General features: G+C 44.6%; 16 protein-coding genes. 3 read left to right on the plus strand and 13 right to left on the minus strand.

The features are described 5' to 3' along the window. Nucleotides 1–22: 22 nt before the first annotated feature. The 5 genes from AB9P05_RS18020 to AB9P05_RS18040 form a co-directional block, all read right to left on the minus strand. Complete coding sequence (locus AB9P05_RS18020) at nucleotides 23–1,597, minus strand: alpha-amylase family glycosyl hydrolase (protein ID WP_371910232.1); 1,575 nt, start codon at nucleotides 1,595–1,597, stop codon at nucleotides 23–25. An 80-nt stretch (nucleotides 1,598–1,677) separates the two neighbouring features. Further along, nucleotides 1,678–4,521: an alpha-amylase family glycosyl hydrolase gene (locus tag AB9P05_RS18025; protein WP_371910233.1), complete on the minus strand. Its 2,844-nt coding sequence runs from the start codon at nucleotides 4,519–4,521 to the stop codon at nucleotides 1,678–1,680. Nucleotides 4,522–4,630: 109 nt separating this feature from the next. Beyond that, nucleotides 4,631–6,205 carry a RagB/SusD family nutrient uptake outer membrane protein gene (locus AB9P05_RS18030; protein ID WP_371910234.1) on the minus strand — a complete coding sequence of 525 codons (1,575 nt, stop codon included), beginning with the start codon at nucleotides 6,203–6,205 and terminating at the stop codon, nucleotides 4,631–4,633. Between the two features lie 26 nt (nucleotides 6,206–6,231). Beyond that, on the minus strand, nucleotides 6,232–9,219 hold the full coding sequence (locus tag AB9P05_RS18035) for a SusC/RagA family TonB-linked outer membrane protein (RefSeq protein WP_371910235.1): 2,988 nt from the start codon (nucleotides 9,217–9,219) through the stop codon (nucleotides 6,232–6,234). Between the two features lie 55 nt (nucleotides 9,220–9,274). Then, nucleotides 9,275–10,246 carry a hypothetical protein gene (locus AB9P05_RS18040; RefSeq protein ID WP_371910236.1) on the minus strand — a complete coding sequence of 324 codons (972 nt, stop codon included), beginning with the start codon at nucleotides 10,244–10,246 and terminating at the stop codon, nucleotides 9,275–9,277. An 807-nt stretch (nucleotides 10,247–11,053) separates the two neighbouring features. On the opposite strand from AB9P05_RS18040, the gene AB9P05_RS18045 reads away from it, so the two are divergent. Continuing rightward, nucleotides 11,054–12,076 (plus strand): LacI family DNA-binding transcriptional regulator, encoded by a 1,023-nt coding sequence (locus AB9P05_RS18045; protein ID WP_371910237.1) that lies wholly within the window; start codon nucleotides 11,054–11,056, stop codon nucleotides 12,074–12,076. Between the two features lie 418 nt (nucleotides 12,077–12,494). Next, nucleotides 12,495–13,403 (plus strand): ROK family protein, encoded by a 909-nt coding sequence (locus tag AB9P05_RS18050; protein ID WP_371910238.1) that lies wholly within the window; start codon nucleotides 12,495–12,497, stop codon nucleotides 13,401–13,403. Here the strand turns inward: AB9P05_RS18050 and AB9P05_RS18055 are convergent. Continuing rightward, nucleotides 13,400–14,269: a hypothetical protein gene (locus AB9P05_RS18055; protein ID WP_371910239.1), complete on the minus strand. Its 870-nt coding sequence runs from the start codon at nucleotides 14,267–14,269 to the stop codon at nucleotides 13,400–13,402. The two genes, AB9P05_RS18050 and AB9P05_RS18055, sit on opposite strands and share 4 nt — an antisense overlap. A gap of 83 nt (nucleotides 14,270–14,352) precedes the next feature. Between AB9P05_RS18055 and AB9P05_RS18060 the strand changes: the two genes are divergently transcribed. Continuing rightward, nucleotides 14,353–15,621, plus strand: coding sequence for a fibronectin type III domain-containing protein (locus tag AB9P05_RS18060; protein ID WP_371910240.1), 1,269 nt, complete (start codon nucleotides 14,353–14,355; stop codon nucleotides 15,619–15,621). Nucleotides 15,622–15,686: 65 nt separating this feature from the next. Here AB9P05_RS18060 and AB9P05_RS18065 read toward each other — a convergent pair whose 3' ends face one another. The 7 genes from AB9P05_RS18065 to AB9P05_RS18095 all read right to left on the minus strand — a co-directional run bounded on the left by AB9P05_RS18065 (nucleotide 15,687) and on the right by AB9P05_RS18095 (nucleotide 21,865). Further along, nucleotides 15,687–16,004 carry a hypothetical protein gene (locus tag AB9P05_RS18065; protein WP_371910241.1) on the minus strand — a complete coding sequence of 106 codons (318 nt, stop codon included), beginning with the start codon at nucleotides 16,002–16,004 and terminating at the stop codon, nucleotides 15,687–15,689. Between the two features lie 396 nt (nucleotides 16,005–16,400). Further along, on the minus strand, nucleotides 16,401–16,808 hold the full coding sequence (locus tag AB9P05_RS18070; RefSeq protein WP_371910242.1) for an RDD family protein: 408 nt from the start codon (nucleotides 16,806–16,808) through the stop codon (nucleotides 16,401–16,403). A gap of 159 nt (nucleotides 16,809–16,967) precedes the next feature. Beyond that, entirely contained in the window at nucleotides 16,968–17,990 is a 1,023-nt protein-coding gene (locus AB9P05_RS18075; protein ID WP_371910243.1) for a pirin family protein, read from the minus strand. Nucleotides 17,991–18,121: 131 nt separating this feature from the next. Next, entirely contained in the window at nucleotides 18,122–18,799 is a 678-nt protein-coding gene (locus AB9P05_RS18080) for a hypothetical protein (protein ID WP_371910244.1), read from the minus strand. 68 nt (nucleotides 18,800–18,867) lie between these two features. Then, nucleotides 18,868–20,064: a tetratricopeptide repeat protein gene (locus tag AB9P05_RS18085; protein ID WP_371910245.1), complete on the minus strand. Its 1,197-nt coding sequence runs from the start codon at nucleotides 20,062–20,064 to the stop codon at nucleotides 18,868–18,870. Between the two features lie 15 nt (nucleotides 20,065–20,079). After that, nucleotides 20,080–20,784 (minus strand): SOS response-associated peptidase, encoded by a 705-nt coding sequence (locus AB9P05_RS18090; RefSeq protein WP_371910246.1) that lies wholly within the window; start codon nucleotides 20,782–20,784, stop codon nucleotides 20,080–20,082. Between the two features lie 91 nt (nucleotides 20,785–20,875). Then, a complete protein-coding gene (locus AB9P05_RS18095; protein ID WP_371910247.1) occupies nucleotides 20,876–21,865 on the minus strand; it encodes a YheT family hydrolase in 990 nt (329 codons plus the stop codon). Between the last annotated feature and the right edge of the window lie 251 nt (nucleotides 21,866–22,116).

Genomic DNA, 22,116 nt, shown 5'->3' on the forward strand with positions numbered 1-22,116 from the left:
TTGACAATTTTCGAAACTTTTTTCAAGGTTTTCCAAGGACGAGGCTACCATAGGGTGCCAGTAATATTACATTCCCCTGAATGCCAGAGCTGCCAGAACTCCATGTAATAATCTTATAGTCAGATAATTCCGTCGTGATTTTCACTTGTTTTTCTTCACCGCTAAGGTTGTGCATAACCAAAACAGATTTGTCCTCGTGGCTTCTGGTAAAAGATATAATCTTATTTGATCCGTCATCCACTTTCTGGAGGTTACCATAGGTGAGTGGTGCTGAATAGTTGCGTGTGGTAATCAGCCCCTTGTATACATTGTAAAGAGAACCGGAATCCTGTTTTTGAACAGCTAACGGGGCGATTACGCCTTCGGTACTGAAAATAGCTTCCCGCCAGCGGGTTTCTTTTTCAGTCAGGCCGGGTTCCCACAGAAATGGCTCCCGTATAAATTCATCGGGCTTTTTGCCTCGCATACCCAGTTCCTCTCCATAATAAATGTAAGGTGAACCGGGCAGGGTCATCAGTAGGGCTGCTGCCAGCCGGGCTTTCGGTTCATAATTACCTAATTGGCTCATGATCCGGTCCTGATCGTGGTTGGTCAGGAAGGTCGCATCTACATATTCAGGGTTTTCGGTGCTGTATGCATTTCGGATTTCATTATGCATTTCGATCAGGCCGCTGTCCACTTCATTTTGGATAGTTTTGACTATCTCGAAACTCAGGTCGAAGTTAAATACGGCATCAAGTCCGTTTAGAAAAGGAGCTGTTATCTCAGTGTCTGCCCAAACCTCACCAACCAGGTATACATCTTTATTTACCTTCTCCATCTCTGTCCTGAATTCTTCCCACCAGGCTACCGTCTTTTCCACCTCATCTTTCGGATAAATATACAGGGCAGCATCCAGGCGGAAGCCATCTACTTTTACCTCTTCAAGCCAGAACTTACCGATCTCGGTAATTTCTTTTCTTACAGAGGGGTTGTTATAATTCAGGTCGGGCATGCCCTGCCAGAAAAAACCGTAATAAATCTCTTCATTTCCTTCACGGGTGTGCCATTCGGGAATGTAGGATGCGTTCGCCTCCATTCTACCCTTTGCAATGAGGCTCTCTCTCACACTATCAGCATTTGCCCACACATAGTAATCGCGGTAGGGATTTTCGGATCCTGATATAGCTTTCTGAAACCAGGGGTGATTCTGATCAGTATGATTTACCACCAGGTCAATGATGACTTTGATGTCATGCTCATGGGCCTTTTTTACAAAATTTTTGAAATCGTCCAGGGAACCGTAATCCTCATGGATGGCCTGGTAGTCTGTAATATCGTATTTGTGGTAGGAAGGAGAGGGGCTTATGGGCATAAGCCAGATGGCTTTGGCTCCTAAATTTTTTATATACGCCAGGTTTTGTGTCATCCCGTTGATGTCACCGATGGAGTCTCCGTCACTATCTGCAAATGACTGGACGAAAATCTCATAAGTCATAGCATGAGGCCATTGGGCAGCCATTTCCCTAACAGGCTCTTCGGCTGGCTGCTCGGCAGTGTTGCATCCGGTTATCAAGGAAAGGGAGAAAACGGCCACTAATAAGTGTTTAAATAGCATAGTTTTGGTTTGGATAAAAAGCAGTTACCGGAAATATTCCGGTAACTGCTCTAACTTCAATATGGGTAGATGCACAATTTTTATTTCTTCAGAAAACGGTCCAATAGTACGGTGTTCTCCGTATAATACTGAATGAAATAGGTGCCTTCGGGCAAGGTTGACGTATTTACCTGCAGGCTATTATTACCTGATGGAGTATAGGTGGCTACAGGCCGACCCATAATGTCCCGTATGATGATAGTTTCTACCTTTTGATTTACGGGCCATTCCATGAATAATCTACCCTCAACAGGGTTTGGGTAGGAGACAATACCTGCTCTTCTGGCGCTGTTATCTCCGAGTCCGGTTACTTCACCCAGCTCGAAAGGAACCAGGTCGCTGGCAGTGGGGCTTAGGTCCTGGTCACTCAGGATGTGAAACTCACCGGGGGCCAGGGTGAAGGTATATCCTGTGGATGTAACTTGCAGTTCCCCGTCGGTAAAATAGTCATAGTATGTGCCGATAGCGGGAAAAGGTACCCTTAGCTCATCTTCGGTCAGACCTAAATTACCTAATACTATAAGTGTGCCCTCGCTTCCGGTGTAGCTAAGCCACTTGGTTTCCTGTGAGGGCTTCCAGTCAAAGGTACCGCTGGCAACTGCGCCATTTTCGGTTTTGAGGTCAAGGATACTACGGTAAACCTCGAATACTTTAGCACGTTCAGGGTCATTCAGGTAATCCCACCTCGGCTTTTTTCTGTCGATGCGGCAGTTTGAGCTGAGGGAGCCGTCGGGGCACTTTTGGATAGAGGTATCAAATCCCATTTCGCCGAATTCCCAGATCATTTTAGGGCCGGGAGTCAAGAGGTGAAAGGCAGCAGCCATTTTTACCCTGTTCAGGGCGGTGCTCAGATCAGTGACATCATAGTCTCCCTCAGAGCCTCCATAGGTGAGCATTTCGTACATGATTCTTTCCTCATCATGACTTTCGATATACCCCACCAGGTGGTTGTCATTCCACCCTCTGTTTCTGGCATACAAACCCTGAATGGAGTTAGTACTACTGGGATCATTCAGTGCAGGGACAAAATCAAAGTGCATATTTCCCCATAGCATCATGCCATAGTTGGCCAATTCACGCTCTTCGGTATTATCAGCAAAGTGTTCCAGAATAACATATGCGTCGGGGTCATATGCCCATATTTGATCGGCCATGCGTTTCAGGATGGCAATCCTGCCCTCGTCGCGGGAACTCCACGCACCTACATCCGTTCCGTAGTCGGTCTGAGTAAACCCTTTGCTGAGATCAAAGCGGAAGCCATCGAAGCGGAAAGATTCCAGCCAATAGCGGTTTACAGAATCAACAAACTCTTCCGTGTACGGACTCTCATGATTAAAGTCGAAAAAGACGTTAAAAGGATGGGTTGCTGTACGGTTAAACCAGGGGCTTTCATTCGAAGGCTGACCGTCCTCCCAATACATTTTTACCAGGGGAGAGGGGTAGTCGTTCTGATTTAGAACCATGTCCAGTATTACGGCCATGCCTCTTTTATGTGCCTCGTCTATAAAGTGCCGGAGAGAATCGGCTGGCCCGTAGAACTTATCGGCTGCAAACATAAAAGCAGGATTGTAACCCCAGGAGTTATTGCCGTTAAATTCCATTATCGGCATAAGTTCAATGGTATTTACGCCCAGCCTCTCCAGGTAACCGAGGGTATCGATAAGGTTACTATAGGATTGTGAACCATCGCCAAAGTTATCACCGAAAAAATCACGTATCAGTAATTCATATACTATCAGCTCTTCCTGGGGGGGGCGCTGAAAGTCATTAATCTCCCAGGAGTAGGGTACCTGGGCTGTCTGTAAAACACTTAACCGGTCATCACCTGCTGCAGGGGCTTCTGCAGGGTAGGGTTTCAGGTCAGGATATACAGAGGCAGGGATATACGGGTCGTTAAAAGGATCAAGTATTTTTGCTGAAAAAGGATCTGCTACCCGAATATTTTGATCTACCAGGTAATAGAAGGCATATTCCTGACCAGGAGTGAGTCCGGTAATTGTGGTCCAGAAATATTCACCATCTCTGTACATCTGGTATTCAGGAAGTATGTCCCAGCCGGTGAATTCACCGACGACGTAAACAGAGTTTTTCAATGGCGCCTGAAGGACCAATGTGGCTTCGGTGTCATCTGCCTGATTATAATTGATACCAGGGACAGCTCCGGCAGGAAGTGACTGTACCTGTGTGGGCGTACTCAATACTATATTGAAGGAAGCATTCAGGCTTTCAGAAGTGCCACTTACTGCGGTGATCTCCATAGTTCCGCTGGAAGGAGGGGAGAAGGTGAAATCCAGTTCAGTACCTGTATAAGTATCTACCGGGTTTCCTTCAAAGGTGGCAGTAAAAGTTGCCGTTTGGTTCGTCTCAGCACTAATATTCAGATTGCCCCCGGGTGTTACAAACACATTATCTGAAGCAGGCTCGTTAACTCTCAGTGCGAAACCCTGTACAAATTCGATAACGAAATCTTCGGTTTGAGCATTTCCGGCTGTATTCTTAGCAAGAAATCCCATGCGGGTAATTTCTGTTCCGTTTGGTACGCCGTAAAAGCTGGTAATATCATTGATAGTTATCGACCATACGTCATCTCCTAATGGAGTAAACTCAAATGGTTCCGGCAATGCAGCTCCGAAGTCAGTCTGCTCTTCCGGGGTATATTCAAATGGGTCTTCGTTTCCGACGCCGGACCATAGAAAAAGCTCGCCTTTCTGAGACAAATCTAGCAAAGCCTCTGCGCGATCATCCTGAGCCTGATTAAGGTCCAGTGTAATGGTTATCGGTTGGTCAGGGCTTGGAAAAGAGGGGGTGGTGGTAAACGCCTGTCCCAGCACATTTCCGCACACTACCAACATGAGAAAAAAAAGTAGTGTAGAGTTTCTGATCATATTAAAGTGGTTAATATCGGGCTAATAATAACCCAGATGGATTGGGTTGTACTTAACCATATGAAAGAAATACTAAAAAGAGGCACCTCAAGGTGCCTCTTTTTCAATTTTAATAAAAAGGGTTTTGGTCAAGATTGGTATTGGCAATCGTTTCATTCGAAGGTATTGGATAGATATCTCTATAGGCATCTGTTGTGCGTCCTTCCTGAACCCCCCCTTTCCATGGCCACCTTCCATTTTCACTGAAAAGATCGAATCTAACGAGGTCAGTTCTTCGATGACATTCCCAGTAAAGCTCACGAGCTCTTTCATCAATTATGAAGTCGAGGTCCAGATCACCAATTGCAATATTACCACTCTGGTCATTATACGCTCTCTCTCTGATCTCATTGATGAAGTCTACAGCTTGATTAACACTACCGCCGCCGCCTCTGAGTACAGCCTCTGCATACATAAGGTAAATATCAGCCAAACGGAACATAGGAAAGTCAGTGTCAGGATGGAGGGCGTTCACCCCAGGGACTCCCGCAGACGATACATTACGGTATTTTACTACTCCTATACCATCTGTAAACGTGTTGATATTTTCTATTACGCGTGACTGGCCTTCAGTATAAAAAAGACCGCTTCTTTCGTCTATAGTGCCATCAGTAGTGGGGAAAAGATCAACTAATGCACTGGTTGCTCTCATACCGAACCAACCACCATCAATTCCATACTCTGCAGCATCCATGGATCCACCTACGGGCATGTGAGTCAAAAATGTCATCCCACCGAAAGACCGGGTATATCGGCCATCAAATAGTACAGGAAAAATAATCTCTGGTGAGCTATTATTATCCGTTAGGAATAAATGCCCATACTCAGGTTGGAGAGTATATGCTCCCGATTCTATTATTCTGGTTGTAAAGTCAATAACTTCAGTATAATGGTCCTCATTGACGTATACCTCAGAATTAAGATACAATTTAGCGAGGACGGCCCAAGCTGCTGCTTGATCAGCTCTGCCGTATGCTCCTGTGCCAGGGGCGGCTAGCTCTGATTCAATCGCTAAAAGTTCTGATTCTATATAATTAAAGACTTCCTGAGGACTGCCTTGTTCGGGAAGATCACCCAAATTACTTTCTTCAGTAAAGAATGGAATATTTCGGAACATATCAAGAGCATGCCAGTAGCTTAAAGCCCTTAAAAAGCGTGCTTCTGCACGGAATTGCTCAATTTCTTCCCTTAGATCACCCGTGATTCCTCTTTCCTCTAGTTTGGCGTCAGTAGACTCTCTGAGGAATTCATTAGTTAATCCGATTTGGTAAAAGAATCTGGCATAAAGTGCAGTGATCATTGGGTTAGATGAAGTCCAGTTATGATTATGGAAGTCCTGAATACCAGGATCACCCCACGCTGTAACCGCCTCATCCGTTGAAAGCTCTTGTGCTTTCCAATAAGTACGAAGATAACTAGAAAAGCCCTCATCGATCCCCTGAATGTCCGGTTGACCTGCAGGACCTTGCTGTCCTGTTACGGCCAATCCGGCATATATCTTGGCAATAAAAGCTTCATACTGGGTAGGATCATCAAATACGATGTTACCCGTGGTAAGATCTTTTGGCTCTACATCTAGGTCAGTACAGGCTGTAATTACCGTCAGGCCCAGTGCAAATAATACCGTATACTTAATAATATTCATAATTAGTCAATGCTAGTTCTTAAGAATTAAAGTCCAAGGTTCAGGCCTATGAGAAAAGTCCTTGACCTGGGATACAAGTCATTGTCTATACCACCTATTCCGCTTTCAGGATCAATTCCGGAATAATCAGTTATAACAAATGCATTCTGAACAGTGCCATATACACGAAGGCTGACATTTTCACCCAAATTTGGCACAGTATAGCCCAGCGTAATATTGTCCATTCGAAGGAATGAAGCATCTTCCACATAAATATCGCTAAAGAGTTGAGGCTCTTCGAATTGGTTATCCAATACGGAAGCATGCATATTACCTGGAGTTATATCATTTGTCAGGCGGCTATAGTTGCCGGCAAATGAGGCGAAGTTGTTATAAACATACCCTCCCAGACTACCTCTTAAGGTAAATGATAGGTCAAAATTATAAGCATTTACGTTAGACGTGAGACCAAAAAGCCAATCAGGTAATGGGTCGTTATAGTATATTCTATCACTATCATTTACAATACCATCTTCATTCTGATCCACATACAAGTCAGAATCGTCTACTACCCCATCATCGTTATGGTCTACGCCATCTACGAGAGGATTTCCGTTTTCATCACGAATATGTTCAAATACATAAAAGGTGTTACGTGATTCTCCTACGGACAATATCTGTATTCTATTACCTACACCGCCAGATATATCTCCTACAGGTACTCCACGGAAGTCAGGGTCAGTATTACCATTAAGTTTGGTTATCTCATTGTGATTATAGGCTACATTAAATCCTAGGTCCCACCTAATATCTGACTTGTCGATGATTATACCATTTAACCCGAGTTCAACACCTTTATTTTCCATAGAGCCGATATTGGTAACTACAAAGTTACTTAGATTAGTACCGGCAGGAACAGGGGTGTTGAAGAGAAGATCATCAGTTTGCTTAAGATAGAAATCCAGCGTTCCATTCAGCCTTCCATTCAGTAAGCTGTAATCAAGACCTACATTGTATTGGGTGGTTTCCTCCCACTTAAGTTGAGGGTTATAAGCGCTGGGTCGAATGGTTGTGATTGGCTCCCCCCCCAGAGGGTATTGGGTAAACTGATCACTTGGTCTGTATACGGCAAAATACTGGTAGTTTGCAAATTCCTGATTACCGGTAATACCCCATCCTGCTCTAACTTTAAGGTCATTAAATATGGAGGAAAGACCATCCATCCAAGGCTCTTCAATGATTCTCCAACCCAACGAAGCAGAGGGGAAGAAGCCCCATCGGTTTTCATCTCCAAAACGGGATGATCCATCATACCGGGCATTTACCGTCAGTAAATACCGGCTCATAAAGTCATAATCCACGCGTCCGAAGAAGGAAATCAGTCTGTTTTCCTGAACAGAGTAGGGGGCTTCATATTCACCGGCAATAGTTGGGTTATAAATACCGAAAATATTTGTGCTAAGCCTCCTTGCAGTTATTGTAGGAAATCCATTAAAAAAGTCCTGATATGAGTAACCGGCAAGAGCTTTAATGTTGCTATTAATTCCTTTTAGGTTTTTCTCGTAATTCAGATAGGATTCTAAGAGCTTCATTGTACGCGTGATACTCTCAATCTTCACCTGTCCACTATCTGCAGATTGGGATCTAAGGGTAAATGGCTGGAAGTCACTACGCTGGCCTTTTAGTACATCGTATGCAAGATTTACTTTGGCCGAAAGTCCAGAAATAAAAGGAAGGTCATATGAAATGGTCATATTACCCAAGCTTCTATATGTTTCACCCACAAACTCTGTTTGATCCAGTACTGAAACAGGGTTTAAGCCTACGGCTGTACCGAACGTAGTTGGCCATTCCCAATACCCTCCAAACTGGCTGTTCACATCGTAAATAGGCTGGGTAGGAGCAAAGCCAATTGAATTACTAATTGCTGCCCCATCTACAAAAGCATCTTCCGTATATGCACCTTTTAGACCGAGTGAAATATCCAGGGTATTATCAAAAAGACTTTGGTTTAAATTTAGATTCAAGCCAGTCCTTTTTGTCGACGATGTTTCAATAATCCCTTCCTTGTCAAGGTAATTGAAAGATATACGGTAGCCAGTATTTTCACCTCCTCCTGTAAAGGATAATGAATGGTTTTGACCTACAGCCGTTCTAAGCACTTGCGACTGCCAGTCTGTATTAGCATTAAGTAATAAGTTCGTGCGGTCAGGAGCAACTTCAGCAGCCACTAGTCTATACTGATCACCATTCAGAACATCAATCTTATCGACAGCATTTGAGAATGATACCCAACTATCATAGTTCAGTCTGGGTTTGGCACCGGCTTTTCCGGACTTTGTGGTAATGATGATAACACCGTTTGCCGCACGTGATCCATAAATGGCGGCCGCAGAAGCATCTTTTAATACCGTAAATGATTCTATGTCATTAGGGTTCAGGAAGTTGAGGGGGTTTCGGCCTCCGTTCTGAGTGGTGTTTTCTAAAGGTACTCCATCAATAACATATAATGGGTCATTACCAGCCGTAAGAGAAGTTCCTCCCCGGATCCTGATTTGAACTTTACCTCCGGGTTCGCCACTATCCGGGGTGATATTTACTCCAGGTACCTTACCATTGATTAGTTGATCCGGAGATACAATAGCTCCTTTATTAAATTCCTTGCTATCAACTTCTACAACTGAGCCTGTGACATCTTCCTTCTCCTGTTGGCCGTAGCCTACGACCACAACTTCTGAAAGTTGCTCAATGTCAGGTGCCAGGTTGAGGTCGATGGTGCTACGGTTGTTCACAGGCACTTCTTCCTTCACATATCCGACATAAGAGAATACCAGGGTGGCATCAGGAGCTACATTGATTGAGTAGTTTCCATCTATGTCTGTAACAGCCCCGTTTGTGGTGCCTTTAACCAGGATGTTCACTCCTGGTAGCCCTTCACCATTGAGCTGGTCTGTAACTTTTCCGGTTACCCTTACCTGTGACCATGCTACGCCGCTTATGCACAGCATGACCAGGAGAAGCGATAACCTCTTCATATATATAAAAATGGTTTTCATGAGTTGGATTTAAAGGTTTCTCAGGTTTCTACCTTTATTCTTCAATAAGTTCGTAAGCCGTAGTCTGGTCGTTGAAGGTAATTGTGAACGTACCGTCAAAATTACAGTCGGTGTTGGCTCCTCCGCCAGTAGCTTCTTCGGCAAAACCGTCACAGCCACCATCGCCCCAGTCCTTACCGGACCATGTATAGGTATTGGCAAATTTGAATTGGTTACCTTCTTCTATGGTCACACCCTCTATCTGCCACAGATGATCTTCTACAAGCGCCATCTGAAGGTCCGGGCCTGCCCATCCGTTCATATCACCCATTATGTACATTTCATCATAGTTGGATTCGATTGGTTCAGTCCACCATTCGTAGGTGTTGTCATTAAAGTACACAAAAACACGCCCTTGGGCCCCGCAGGCAATATTTCCGCTACCTGATTCAAGAACACCGTCACAATCCGTATCTGTCCAATCCTGGCCGGACCAGTCAGGGGTATTAGCAAATTTGAATTCTGTTGTGTCCGTAATGGTCATGGGCACGCGCCATGTAAAATCAGTGACAAGACTCATTTTGAGGTCGGTGCCTATCCATTCGTTAGGTGTGCCAAGGACAAACATCTGGTCCTGATTGGACTGTACACCTCTTACATAAATGGTTTTTGATATGGAGGTAGTAAGCCCTTCTGTATCCTGTACAGATACTTCGAAAACGTGATTACCTATTTCAAGTGAGTCAGCCCGTAAGTTTAACGTTACCGTATCAATTGTTCCTGTCAGCTTTTCAGCTTTACCATACACCACATCTCCGGCAGAGTCTTTCAACTCCATGGAAATATAGCTGAGTCCCGGGTCTGCATCTGCTACGTGAACCCGTATGGTGTTTGCTACCTGTGTACTGATAGAATCCATTGCGGAATCATCAACTATTTGTAGCTCAGGAGCATTTGTATTGTTGATTTCGGTTGTGAAATCATCGACCTCACAGCCCATGGCCAGTATACCTACTACAATGACCATAGAGCATGTGGAAGCCTTCAAGAAATTTGAAAAACTATTGCTCTTCATATTAATTGGTGAGATAAAATTTGCGTTATAAAAATGATACAACTATCCCATCCGCCCAGATCGGGGGTTATCCTCAAACATCAGCTTTTGATCTTTGAGGGGGTTATAATTGTATTATGCCAACAGGAGGACTGTTTAAGTCCTGTTTTCAGTATGGCAGGAGAGAAAGGATGTACTGCAGTGGCCGGCCAGTAGTAGCCTTCTGAGGTGCCCCTGCAGATAGAATTGTAAATTGTGCTTCATGTACCCGTATATTTAGTTGTTGTTTCGCTGAGTTCAAGGCCTCTCAGGGCCAGGATAATGGCTGATGATCTTGAAAGAATGATAGCTGGAAGCACTCCCGTTTTGCAGGAAATGAAAAATGATATTGCGATGATAAAGCTGACATAAATAGCCGTCTATCAACCATTATTATTTTGTCGTTTATTTATCAATAATACATAAAAGCACACAATTTCCCTTGATTTCAAGCTCAAAATATTAACAATTACGTAATGAAAACGTAACCGCAAACGTTTGCGGTTACAGTTCATTGAATGTGTTGTTCATGTAATTTATTCTGTCTAAAATTTAAGTCTACTTACGGACATTTTTCGTCGAATGCTTAGTAAAGTACAATTATTGGATATTGATTAGCTTTGGTTTCTATGAGTTGAAAGCTGCTTTACCTGCTAAGAGCCCTATTCTAAAGGGGTAAATTGATATATCCCTTCAAGTTTTGTGTAAATTTTGTGTATTATTACGCAATAGTCTATAGATATGAAGAGCGGGCAGATTACCATTAAAGACATTGCAAGGGAGCTTAAAATTTCCCCATCTACAGTTTCCAGAGCGTTAAAGAATCATCCTGACATAAGCCCGGAAACAAAAAAGGCTGTTACAGCACTTGCAAGTAAACTGGATTACCAGCCTAATTCTATTGCGCTTAGCCTGCGTAAAAGTAAGACTAATATAATTGGCGTAGTCATCCCGGAGATTGTCCATTACTTTTTCTCCACTATTATTAGCGGTATAGAGGATGTAGCTTATGGAGCTGGTTATAATGTGATGATCTGTCAGTCTAACGAAAGTTATTCTCGCGAGGTCACTAATATTCATGCTCTTATGTCAAGCCGGGTTGATGGCCTGCTGGCGAGTATTTCAAGCGAAACTACCGATCACGACCACTTTCAGTCTATAAATAAAAGGGGGATACCTCTTGTGTTTTTTGACCGGGTAAGCCAGGAGATTCCTGCCAGCCGTGTGGTAGTAGATGACCACGACGGGGCTTTCAGGGCAGTGGAGCACCTTTATGAACAGGGGTGCCGTAACATTGCTCACCTGACTGGTCCTAATAGCCTTGACATTTCACACAGCAGGAAACAAGGGTATCTGGATGCGCTTAAAAGCAAAGGTTTACCGGTAAAAGATGAATTTATCGTAGAAGCCGGCCTTACTATAGAAGCAGGAGTGAAAGCTTGTAAAGAGCTGCTTAGCCGTGAAGAGAAACCGGACGGACTGCTGGCCTTTAGTGACCCTGTGGCAATTGGTGTGATGAAGGTAGCCCGTGAGATGGGCATCGCTATCCCTGAGGACCTGGCCCTCGTAGGGTTTAGTAATGAGCCTATTACTTCCATTATCCATCCATCTATTACTACAGTGGCTCAGCCGGGTTATGAAATGGGTCGACTGGCCACCCAGTTATTCCTGGATGAATCTAAAGCGGGTGATGATTTTGTTCCTGAGACGAAAATTCTCAAAACTAACCTTCTTATCAGGGAAAGTAGCCGCCGTATTCGTTAATTAAGGTATTTTTTAAAAAAACTGCAATCGTTTGAAAGTATATAAGCAGTATATTTTCATACTCTCTATAGAGTAGAAAGCGTCTTTTCCATATGCTTGCGAGCATTTTTTTGATTTTTTTCTCCTTATTTTGTGTCTGATTTGTGCGGTAGGTGATTGGGAAGTTTACCCTGAATAACCAAAGCCTACCGATTATCATGGTAGGTAAAAATGGGGACAGGAAGCACCCCTGTCAGCGCTGCGCTACACGCTGAACAATGGATGGGGGCAAAATCTCTCTTCCCGAACTAATCAAACTAATTGGCATCGTGGGGGTTAAATGGTTGATTTTCAGTAGTAAAAATTTGTAATTTTTACGTTAAAATAGCATGATAATAATGCTTGAAGGTTAGTTTACTGCCACTTTCTACTTTACTCTATGAAAAAATTTTTAGGCATTGATATCGGAGGCACCAATGTAAAAATGGCTGCGGTGAACCGTGATGGTAAAATCATTGATAGAAGAAAGTTTCCTACTAGTGAATTAAGCTCCAAGGGGTTTGTGCCATCCTTTCTGGATGTAGTGGATCGGTACTTATCGGATCATACTGACATTAAAAAAATTGGGGTCGGAGTACCTGGTATGCTTAGCAAGAACCGCAAAACTACCCTTGAAGTACCCGCCATTCCACAGCTAAACGGCGTGGATCTTCACTCAAGCCTCACCAGGCGGTTTCAGAACAAAAAGTTTTACCTGGAAAATGACGCAAACTCAGCCGCATTAGGTGAGTATCATTTTGCGGAACAGGAAAATATGCCTGAGACCTTCCTTTTCATCACACTTGGTACTGGAGTAGGTGGAGCAGCTATAATAAATAAAACCATTTTTCGAGGGGGAGATGGTAACGGAATGGAGTTGGGGCATACTCTTAGCAAGAACGGGAAGAGGCTGGAGCAGAATATAGGCAAAGCAGGTATTATGGGTATTGCGGAGGAAAAACTGCGAAACTATACCGGTGATACTGAGATCAAGTGCCTGGAAAACATGAGTCCTAAAGAGCTGTCTACTTTTGCTGCTGAAGGGGATCCCTTTGCAGCCGATTTGTTTTCGGATGTGGGGCTATTTTTAGGTGAATCACTCGTTAGTACTATCAGAGTTCTGGATATAAAGACCATTCTGATAGGAGGGGGAGTTTCCGCAGTATTTGACCACATAAAGGATGCGATGCTGGGCCCTATGAAAGAATATCTCACTCCGTACTACATGGAAAAAGTGGATATCCACCGGGCTGTACTGGGCAATAGGGCGGGAATTGTTGGGGCGGCTTCTCTCTGTTTTATGGATTAACCCACACCTTTTTTATTTAACAGATACCAGACCAGGGGAATCCCAAAGTGAACTACTCTCACAAGAATGAGAGGCAGGGTTTGATCCAGCGTTAGCCAAAACAGCGCCCCACCGATGACGTAGGTAGTATAACGCGCAGCAGTGGTGAACAGGCCCCATACTATACAATAGCCCAGTGCAAGGGGTCTTACCGGATTAATGAACAGGGCCAATGCCACCATAATATCTGCAATTCCAGCCACAGTGAGTAACGTTCTGGCAAGATCATCAGAAAGGTTGAGGGAGGCCATAGTCATATCTACAAAATGGCCTGGTACAGGATAATAACCTAAGGCATAGAGTCCATGGGCAGCAAAGGTTAGTGCTATAAGTATGAGCCCCATAAAGATGAACCCTCTGGAAGGAATTTTTAGCCAGATACCTGCCAGAAGCAGGGGACTAAGGGACTGCAGACTATACTCAAATAACTGAGCAGCCTGCAGACCGGCATCTAGATAGTGACTATAAGCCTGCAGGCATAATAGGAGGCTAGCCACTATGGGAAATAGCATAAGCCAGCGCGGACTGCGTCGAGTGATAAACAGACTTATCACTGCGGTAATGAACAGAAAACCTCCTGTGACCATGATGACCATGTCCAGCCGGCTATCCATAACCGGATTATTAATGTAATCCTGCCACGTAAGCCCCAGGAGGGACACCCACCATTCGCTTAGCTGCTGGGTATACAATATGGCCCGGTAGGCCGTAGCACCCTGAAAGTGTGCGTAGGCTTGTCCTAGCAGACTAATGGCTACACTAACCTTGAGGATGACGGTCCATTTGTCAGGAGTGGACAAGCCGGTATTATTTTTGATTGTTAGCATCCCGGACGCTATTTATAAAATTCACGGGCAGTACAAAAATTTTTCTTATTCTTGCCAGTACACGTAAAACCTGTTTTCTACGGATGAGCTATCAAAGAATATTATTTTCTTCCCTGTTTCTTCTCCTCGCGGTTCAGTTTTGCAAGGCTGCTACTGATAAATACCGGCTGATAATCCGTGATGATCCTGCATATAATATGACTATCGGCTGGAACCAGATTTCCGGTACGGATGCACGTGTGTATTATGATTCGGTAGACCATGGGGTGGATACGGAGGCTTATGCTAATTCACAGTCACCTGACAGAGTAGTGAGTTACAAAAGTATGAATAACCACTTTGTGCGCCTTCAGGGGCTGAAGCCTGATAGGGCTTATTATTTCGTTATTGCAGATTCTGAAGGCAGATCACAAAGGTTTTGGTTCAAGACGCTACCTGACTCTCCGGATAAGAGGCTTTCTATTGTCGCAGGGGGTGACTCCAGAAGGAATAATGCTCAAGTGGGTCCGCATGAACCCCGTATATCTTCCAATATAATGGTGACGAAGCTGAGACCGCATTTTGTGGCTTTTGGCGGAGATTACACGAATAACAATACAGACGGTCAATGGATATCCTGGTTTGATGACTGGCAGTATACCATAGGGGATGACGGAAGGATGTTTCCTATCTTACCTACGAGAGGTAATCATGAGCGGAGCAATGAGGATGTTGTAAACCTGTTTGATGTAGCATCGCCGGATGTAGTATATGCCATGAATTTTGCAGGTAACCTGGTTCGCGCATATACACTTAATACGCTCAACCCTATAGAAGGCAAACAAACGGACTGGTTAAGGAAAGATCTGGCTGAGAACCACGACAAAGTAACGTGGCGCCTGGCTCAGTATCATCATCCCATTGCCCCTCATCAGCGGTCGAAAAGCTATAAAGTTCTGGAGTATACCCACTGGGCTCCTCTCTTTTACGAATATGGCATGGACCTTGTCATTGAGTGTGACAGCCATGTGGCAAAGGTAACCTGGCCCGTAAAACCCAGCGAATCAGAAGATGCAGATGCTGGTTTTATTCGGGACGATGAGAATGGAACTATCTATACCGGTGAGGGAAGCTGGGGGCTTACAAGGGTAGCTAACGTAAGTTATGACTGGACAAGGCGTAAAGGGAGTTTTAACCAGGTGAAGTGGATATTCATAGACCAGGAAAAAATCGAATTTCGTACTGTCAAAACAGAAAATGCTTCAAACCTGACCGCCGTAAACGATGATGATCGTTTTGACCTGCCAGTGGGTCTGGATATTTGGGAAGTGGAGAAGGATGTGAAGGAGGTAGTTATAAACCCCAGGAAATAATTATGATATCAAAATAAAGGCATTCTGTATAGGAATGCCCTGGTAAAGCAATGGAGTCTGTCAGACTAGTCCCACAGGTAACTTCTTACCTTTATCAGCCTAATGAGCATTTCTGTGTCCTTTTTGTGGATGCTGTCTGCCCAGATAGCATCCAGAGTAGTATTATGACTGGCCACACGGTTTTTCCACCAAACGTACAGTTCTTCTATCTCTTTTCTTGCTGCTATCAGTTCACTGCTCTCACTCCAGTCGCCCGGATCACTTAGCAATTCTTCCTTTTCCACACAATCTGTGAGTAATTGGAAGCAAGCATGAAGCATTACGGCATCTCTGTCCGACCCTTCATCTCTTAGCGTGTTTATCTTTAAAATATTAGAATTCATGCTTGCAAATGGTCAAATGTTCTTGCTACACTACTAATAATACACTATAAGTGTTTATTTTCAATGTGCTTTTCAGTAATAATATTTAATGTAAGTGGGTGATTTGTCCATTAAAACAAGTTTTGGGGCTCGTTTTTATAATTGTAAATATCTGTATAAGAGAAGGGTATGATCGCCTGGCAGAAGGCATGCTATCAGGTAATTTTTTTTTTAAAGAAAATAAAAAATCTGACTTACCCTCCTCGTGTGCAGGTGTTGAATAGTTTGGGGTCAGTAATCTTTCCCACTAGTATGCTGGTATTGAGTTATAGGAGTTATCCGGCCTAAGTTAGTCACCTGTAATTGCCTGCAAAGTGACGTGTTAGACACAACCGGATACCATATTTTACAAGCTATCTATACATTTATAACGATACTGCCGGAGGCGATATCATGTAGGGAGCGATTGTCCTCGCGTGTTTGCAATGGCACCATGGATGCGAGGCTAAGTACCAGCTTTAGGAAAAAGCGAAAAACAGAGCGAAGCATATTGATCGTTTTGTGCATGTTGTTCACTTGTCTGATACGGATATTCATCAGATACTGACCCAGAGTAGCCCCCAAGGACGTACAAACAGGCTGATACATTATAATGAATACGACTGATACATAATTTACCACCGGAGGGATGGCTAATAGCCTGTTTAGCTCCCATAATGCCAATCCAGCTATTCCTGCAATGAGCAGATCAACGAAGGAAGCTATAGTGCGCGTTATCAAACAGGGGTAACGCAAGGTGGTCTTTTCTGTAGTGATCGTTTTCAAGCAGTGTAAATATTATTTGATTGATATTAAATATAAATAACGTAATTTTTCAATAGAAGCATTGAGCTGATTATTATCTAATTTTTTGTTAAAAAATTACTTTTTAGATGTGATGCTCTCATCAGGTAGCTCATCATACTACCCTTATTTTTTACTGCCTTATCTGTCTCTTGATTCTTCTCTGCCATCTGCATATTTGGCAAATCTTGGCTTATCAGCATGATGTACATTTTCTGCCGAAGGCCAGGGCCAGCCCCCAAACTCGGTACGGCCATATTCGTGCATTAATTGCCTTATTTCCTCCTGGCTGTTCATCACAAATGGACCATATTGGGCTACAGGTTCGTTAATTGGCCTTCCCTGTAATAATAGAAGATAGGCTGTATGATCCTCATTTATGAGAGTGACCTGTTCGACTGCATCCAGCTCAGCTGTATGGTTCAGAGGAATGTTTGTCTCATTAGCACGCACAGTGTTTCCTTCGTAAAGATAAATGTTGCGGTTTACTTCCCCTTGAGCTACAGGCAATGTCCACCTGGCTCCCGGTTCCATTTTTATTGTCCAGATGCACACTTCATTGCCAGGGTCTGCTGCCCATGATGAGGGAGCAGGCGCTGGTGCTTTCATTCCTTCGATCTCTCCGGCTACTATATCTACATAAGTTGTATGACCCTCCTCATCTTTATAAGTGTAGGTAGGGATAGTATCCTGCCATAGCATGGCAAAATGGGGTTCGACCTTCTTGCTGGCTTTTGGCAGATTAAGCCATATCTGAAAAATTTCCAGTGTATTGGGCTCCTCCTGATTAAGCAGGGGAAACATTTCGCAGTGCTGTACACCCTTTCCTGCAGTCATCCATTGAACATCGCCTCTGCCGAACCGGCCGGCAGCTCCCAGTGAATCGCTGTGATCAACAAAGCCTTGCTTGCCAATGGTTACTGTCTCAAAACCACTGTGAGGGTGTGCCGGAAAGCCGGGGATGTTCTGCCCGTGATACATGCTAAAGCCATCCTTGCCACTAAAATCACTGCCTGTAGCCCTGCCTGATAATGAAACAGACGGGCCAAGGTTTTGATTACCTTTCGGATACCGGTCCAGATGGTGAACACAGAAAAGGAAAGGATCACGGGTAGCCCAGGGCATTTGCAAAGGGCTCACATTTTTGACAGCATTATGGGACATGACAAGGTGTGTTTTAGTGTATGTACATACATACTGCTTGCAGGTAGAAAGGTTACAATATGAACTACGTGTTTTTTCAGAAAAAATGACTTTTGGCACAAGGGGTTTCCTGTGCTTTGCGTAAGGTGCTTCTATACAGATTGGTAAGTATTTACCTCCACGGCGATAAGATTGATTACTTCATCATTTATATCATGCTCTTCCATTACCTCAGGAAGGGTAGGGCTACTAAGGTCATGCTTAAGCTCTTCAATGTATTCTCCTCCTTCGATAGCAGTCACCGTTTCAAGGTGTTCCCTGATGCTTTCGGGTGAAAACTCATCGTAAGCCGCTTTGTACATAGCCAGGAAATGGTTAAGCGTATCGCCCGCATATTCATACATTTCATCAGGAAGGTTGCAAAAAGAGGTTCTCTTCACAAATTGTGGCTTCTCGATAAGGTCAAGTATGTTATCAAGCACTTTGCGGGTAAGCTCAAATGATTGGGTGGTATAAGCTTCCTCCTCATCCAGAAAGTTAAGCTCATCCTCCAGTCCGATATGCTCAGCTACGGCATCTGTTACCATTGTATTCTGCATCAGTTCTTTTCCTTTATATTCACAAAGAAAAATAGCGTCTCTTTCTCTTACCTCATCTATCTCGTATGAGAAGAGGATGGCAACTGACTTAGTGCCGAACTCATCAATGCCTACTTCCACCTCAACCTCTATAGGGTCTTCCTCATCCCACCATGGTAGGATTTGAGGGTAAAAAGTGTACATAGCATCATCAAATGCTGTGATGCCTGCCTTTTTGAGGATATCTTCCATCTTAAAAAAATTACGAAGCTTATATATACTTTGCGTTTCTATAATTTACATCTGTTGCCGGATAATACCTAGAGGCATTTTCTGCGGAACCACCTTTCTGCCTGGTCCGGGTCGGCTCCTTTTTCTATTGCTTCTCGAAAATAGGTACAGGCCTTGTTTTTGTTTTTAAGGGCTTTGTGTGCTGCTGCAGCCAGCAAATAAGTGTCTGATGATTCCGGCTCCGTGGCAAGGACTTTCTCAATATCTTCCAGGGCTTCGGCGGGGCGCTCAAGCATTAGCATTACAAAACCGCGATTCAGGTACAGATCAGACATGTTACCCAGTAGTTCAAAGGCTTTGTTGAAATCTTCGAGTGCCTGCTCAAACTTCTCCTGCCTGAGACGGACGATGCCCCGGTTTCGGTAGCTGTCTCCATTAGAAGGATTTATCTCTATGGCCCGCGTCCAGTCGTCTTCTGCTCTGCCTGCATTAAGGAGGCGACTGTTGGCTACTCCGCGCTGAAAGTAGGCCTCTTCCGATGCTGTGTCTATGGATACGGCATTATCATAATATTCTATAGCCTGTACATACTGTTCCCGGGTCAGATGCAGATTGCCTTTTAGGACCCAGCCTTGTACATTTTTCGGAGCAACACGAAGGGATATTTCAAGCAGGCTATCTGCCTTATCGGGGAGCTTTTGCTTTTGCCTAAGTAGGGCCAGGTTATAGTAGGCCTCCTCAGCGGCACTGTCCGTTTGAATGGCTTTAATATAAAGCTTCTCAGCCTTTTCATTTTCCTGTAGCTGAGCAAAGCTTATGGCCTGGTCTGTATAGAGGCTGGCAGAGTAAGGACTGTCGAGGGCCATGGAGCGTTCGAATGACTCCAGTGCCCGGTAAGGCTCTCCCAGGCGATTGCGCAGGCTGCCCTGGTAATGATAAAGTGTAGCAAGCCGCTCCTCAAATTGCTGTTGATTCCAGGCGCTGGCTGCAGAGGAAGTATCTTCTTCGGCCATCTGCTCAAAGCGCAGCGCGATGTCCATGGCTGTATTCAGGTAGGCCAGGCTCTTACGGTAATCCTTTTGTTGCTCGTGTATTTCCGCCAGGCGATAGGCGGCTATGTAGCGCTCAGGATCGTTTTTAAGAACGATCTCATAGAGTCGTTTTGCCTCAGCAAACTTCCCTGAGTTCATTAGCTGCTGGGCAGTTTGGAGTAGTGTTTCCGGGGGCTGAGCATAGGAGATAAGTCCTGTAGCACAGCATATAAATAGCAAGATCAGTTTACGCATGTACTCCCTCAAACCTTAACTAAAGAGCGTTAAGTTCCCATGCTGGTCGGCAGAAGGGGCGGGTCTCAGTACCTCAGGACCGTTTACTCCCTTTTTACTAAACATGGCTGTACATGTGTAATAGTCCATTTCTGACTCTTTCGGATATGGCTGCAACATTTCCAGGTATTGTTCAGGCTCCTGGCCGTCCTTCAGCCACTGGTCTTCCATCTCGCGGGTAAGTATGGCTGGCATGGTTTCGGTGACCATACCTACGGGCTTGTTGGCGGGGGTGGTTATGAGGCGAAAGGTATGGATCATTTCGCCTGAGTCCTCATCCAGGTATTCATCCCACAGGCCGGCCATGGCAAAGGACAGCTTATCCTGCATGTGGATACGGTAGGGGATACGTGTCTTTTTGCCAATTACCTTCCACTCAAAAAAACCGTCTGCAGGTACCAGACAGCGACGGGACTTAAGGGCATTGCGGTTGGTGGCTTTTGTTTGCAGGGTGTCATGGCCTGCCAGGTAGAGTTTTGGCGTCAGGCGTCTGTTACGGCCGGTTTCGGGTCTTTCACCCCAGTAAAAAAAGGAGAAGCCTTTGGGGCTGTCGTTTGTCACCACCGGGGCCAGTTCGGTTGGAGCGATATTATATAAAGGCTTGTAGGCCTTTGGCATCTCTCTTTCGAACCGTTTTTCCAATACCTCTGCAGGTGATGTAATTGAAAACCTTTCCAGCATATCTTCCCTTGCCTGATTTTTATATACAGTAAAATAACAAATAATATATGTAACGCCCAATGAAGGGGGTGGTGTAAAATGTAATAAATCGCTACTGATCGAGAAACTGTAGCGCTCTGCGTTCAGACCAATAGAGGCCTGTGTGGTGGCTATCAGCAAAGCCACAGTGGCCACCTTGTTCCGGCACCTCCAGACTTATGGTGGGGTGGTTCTTCAATTCATGTAACGGATAGCATGATGGCCCCAAAAAGGGGTCATTTGCTGCGTTAATGATGAGGGTATCTACTGTAATGTGATCCAGAAAGCTTATAGAGCTGCACTGCTCGTAATAGTCTACTGCATCGCGAAAGCCATGCAAAATGGAAGTATACAGGTTGTCAAAGGTTTTCAGGTCTTTGATATCTTTCAGTGGGGAAGCATCTACCTCTTCCGGCATTAGGACGGCTTTTCTCCGTACTTTTTCCTTAAGGTTTCGGAGAAATCGTCTACTATATACAAAATTACCGGGTCTGGAAAGTTCTTTAAGGCAATCGTGCAGGTCCAGGGGCACAGAAAACACAATGGCTTTGCGAATGGCTGAAGCAAAGCCATCTCCCCGGCTTGCGAGGGGCAACTCGCCGAGGTACTTCAGGGTAAGGTTTCCCCCCAGACTAAAGCCGTTCAGTACCACTTCTGTATATCTTTTCTTATGGATAGCGTGCTCTAGTACTACCTGCAGGTCTTCGGTAGCTCCGCTGTGGTAGAAACGGGGCAGGCGGTTCATTTCACCACTACAACCACGGTAGTTCCAGGCCAGGGCATCGTAGCCGGCCTGGTTAAATGCCCTGACCATGCCTTTGACATATGGACGGTTGGCATCACCTTCCAGTCCGTGAGACACAATTACAAGCTTTTGCCGGCTGTTGGCTGTATATGACCAGTCCAGATCCAGGAAGTCTCCATCAGGTGTGTCAATGCGTTCCCGCTCATACTTTATTTCCTTTACACGGCGAAAAAGTGCAGGAACGATTGTCTGGACGTGTTTATTGAACAGGTAGGCTGGGGGGGTATAGGAGGGGAAGTTCTCCTGTGGGTGCTTCATTGGCAAATGGTAAGTAGGGGCTATTTAATACATACTGATTGTATATACAAAAAATATTCAGGCTCTTTCCATGGTCGGGTTGCTGATTATGATAGACAGGGGGGAGCCTGCTGCAACTAAATAGCTGTTGAAGGAGCGATGATGGTATGACTGATTGGCGATATGCCTTGTGCTGGACAAAAGCAAATTCATTGAATATGAGGGGATTAATATTCCATTTTGATAGGTTACTTGTGGGGTAACCATCAATT

This window comes from Roseivirga sp. BDSF3-8 (assembly GCF_041449215.1).
Taxonomy (GTDB): Bacteria; Bacteroidota; Bacteroidia; order Cytophagales; family Cyclobacteriaceae; genus JBGNFV01.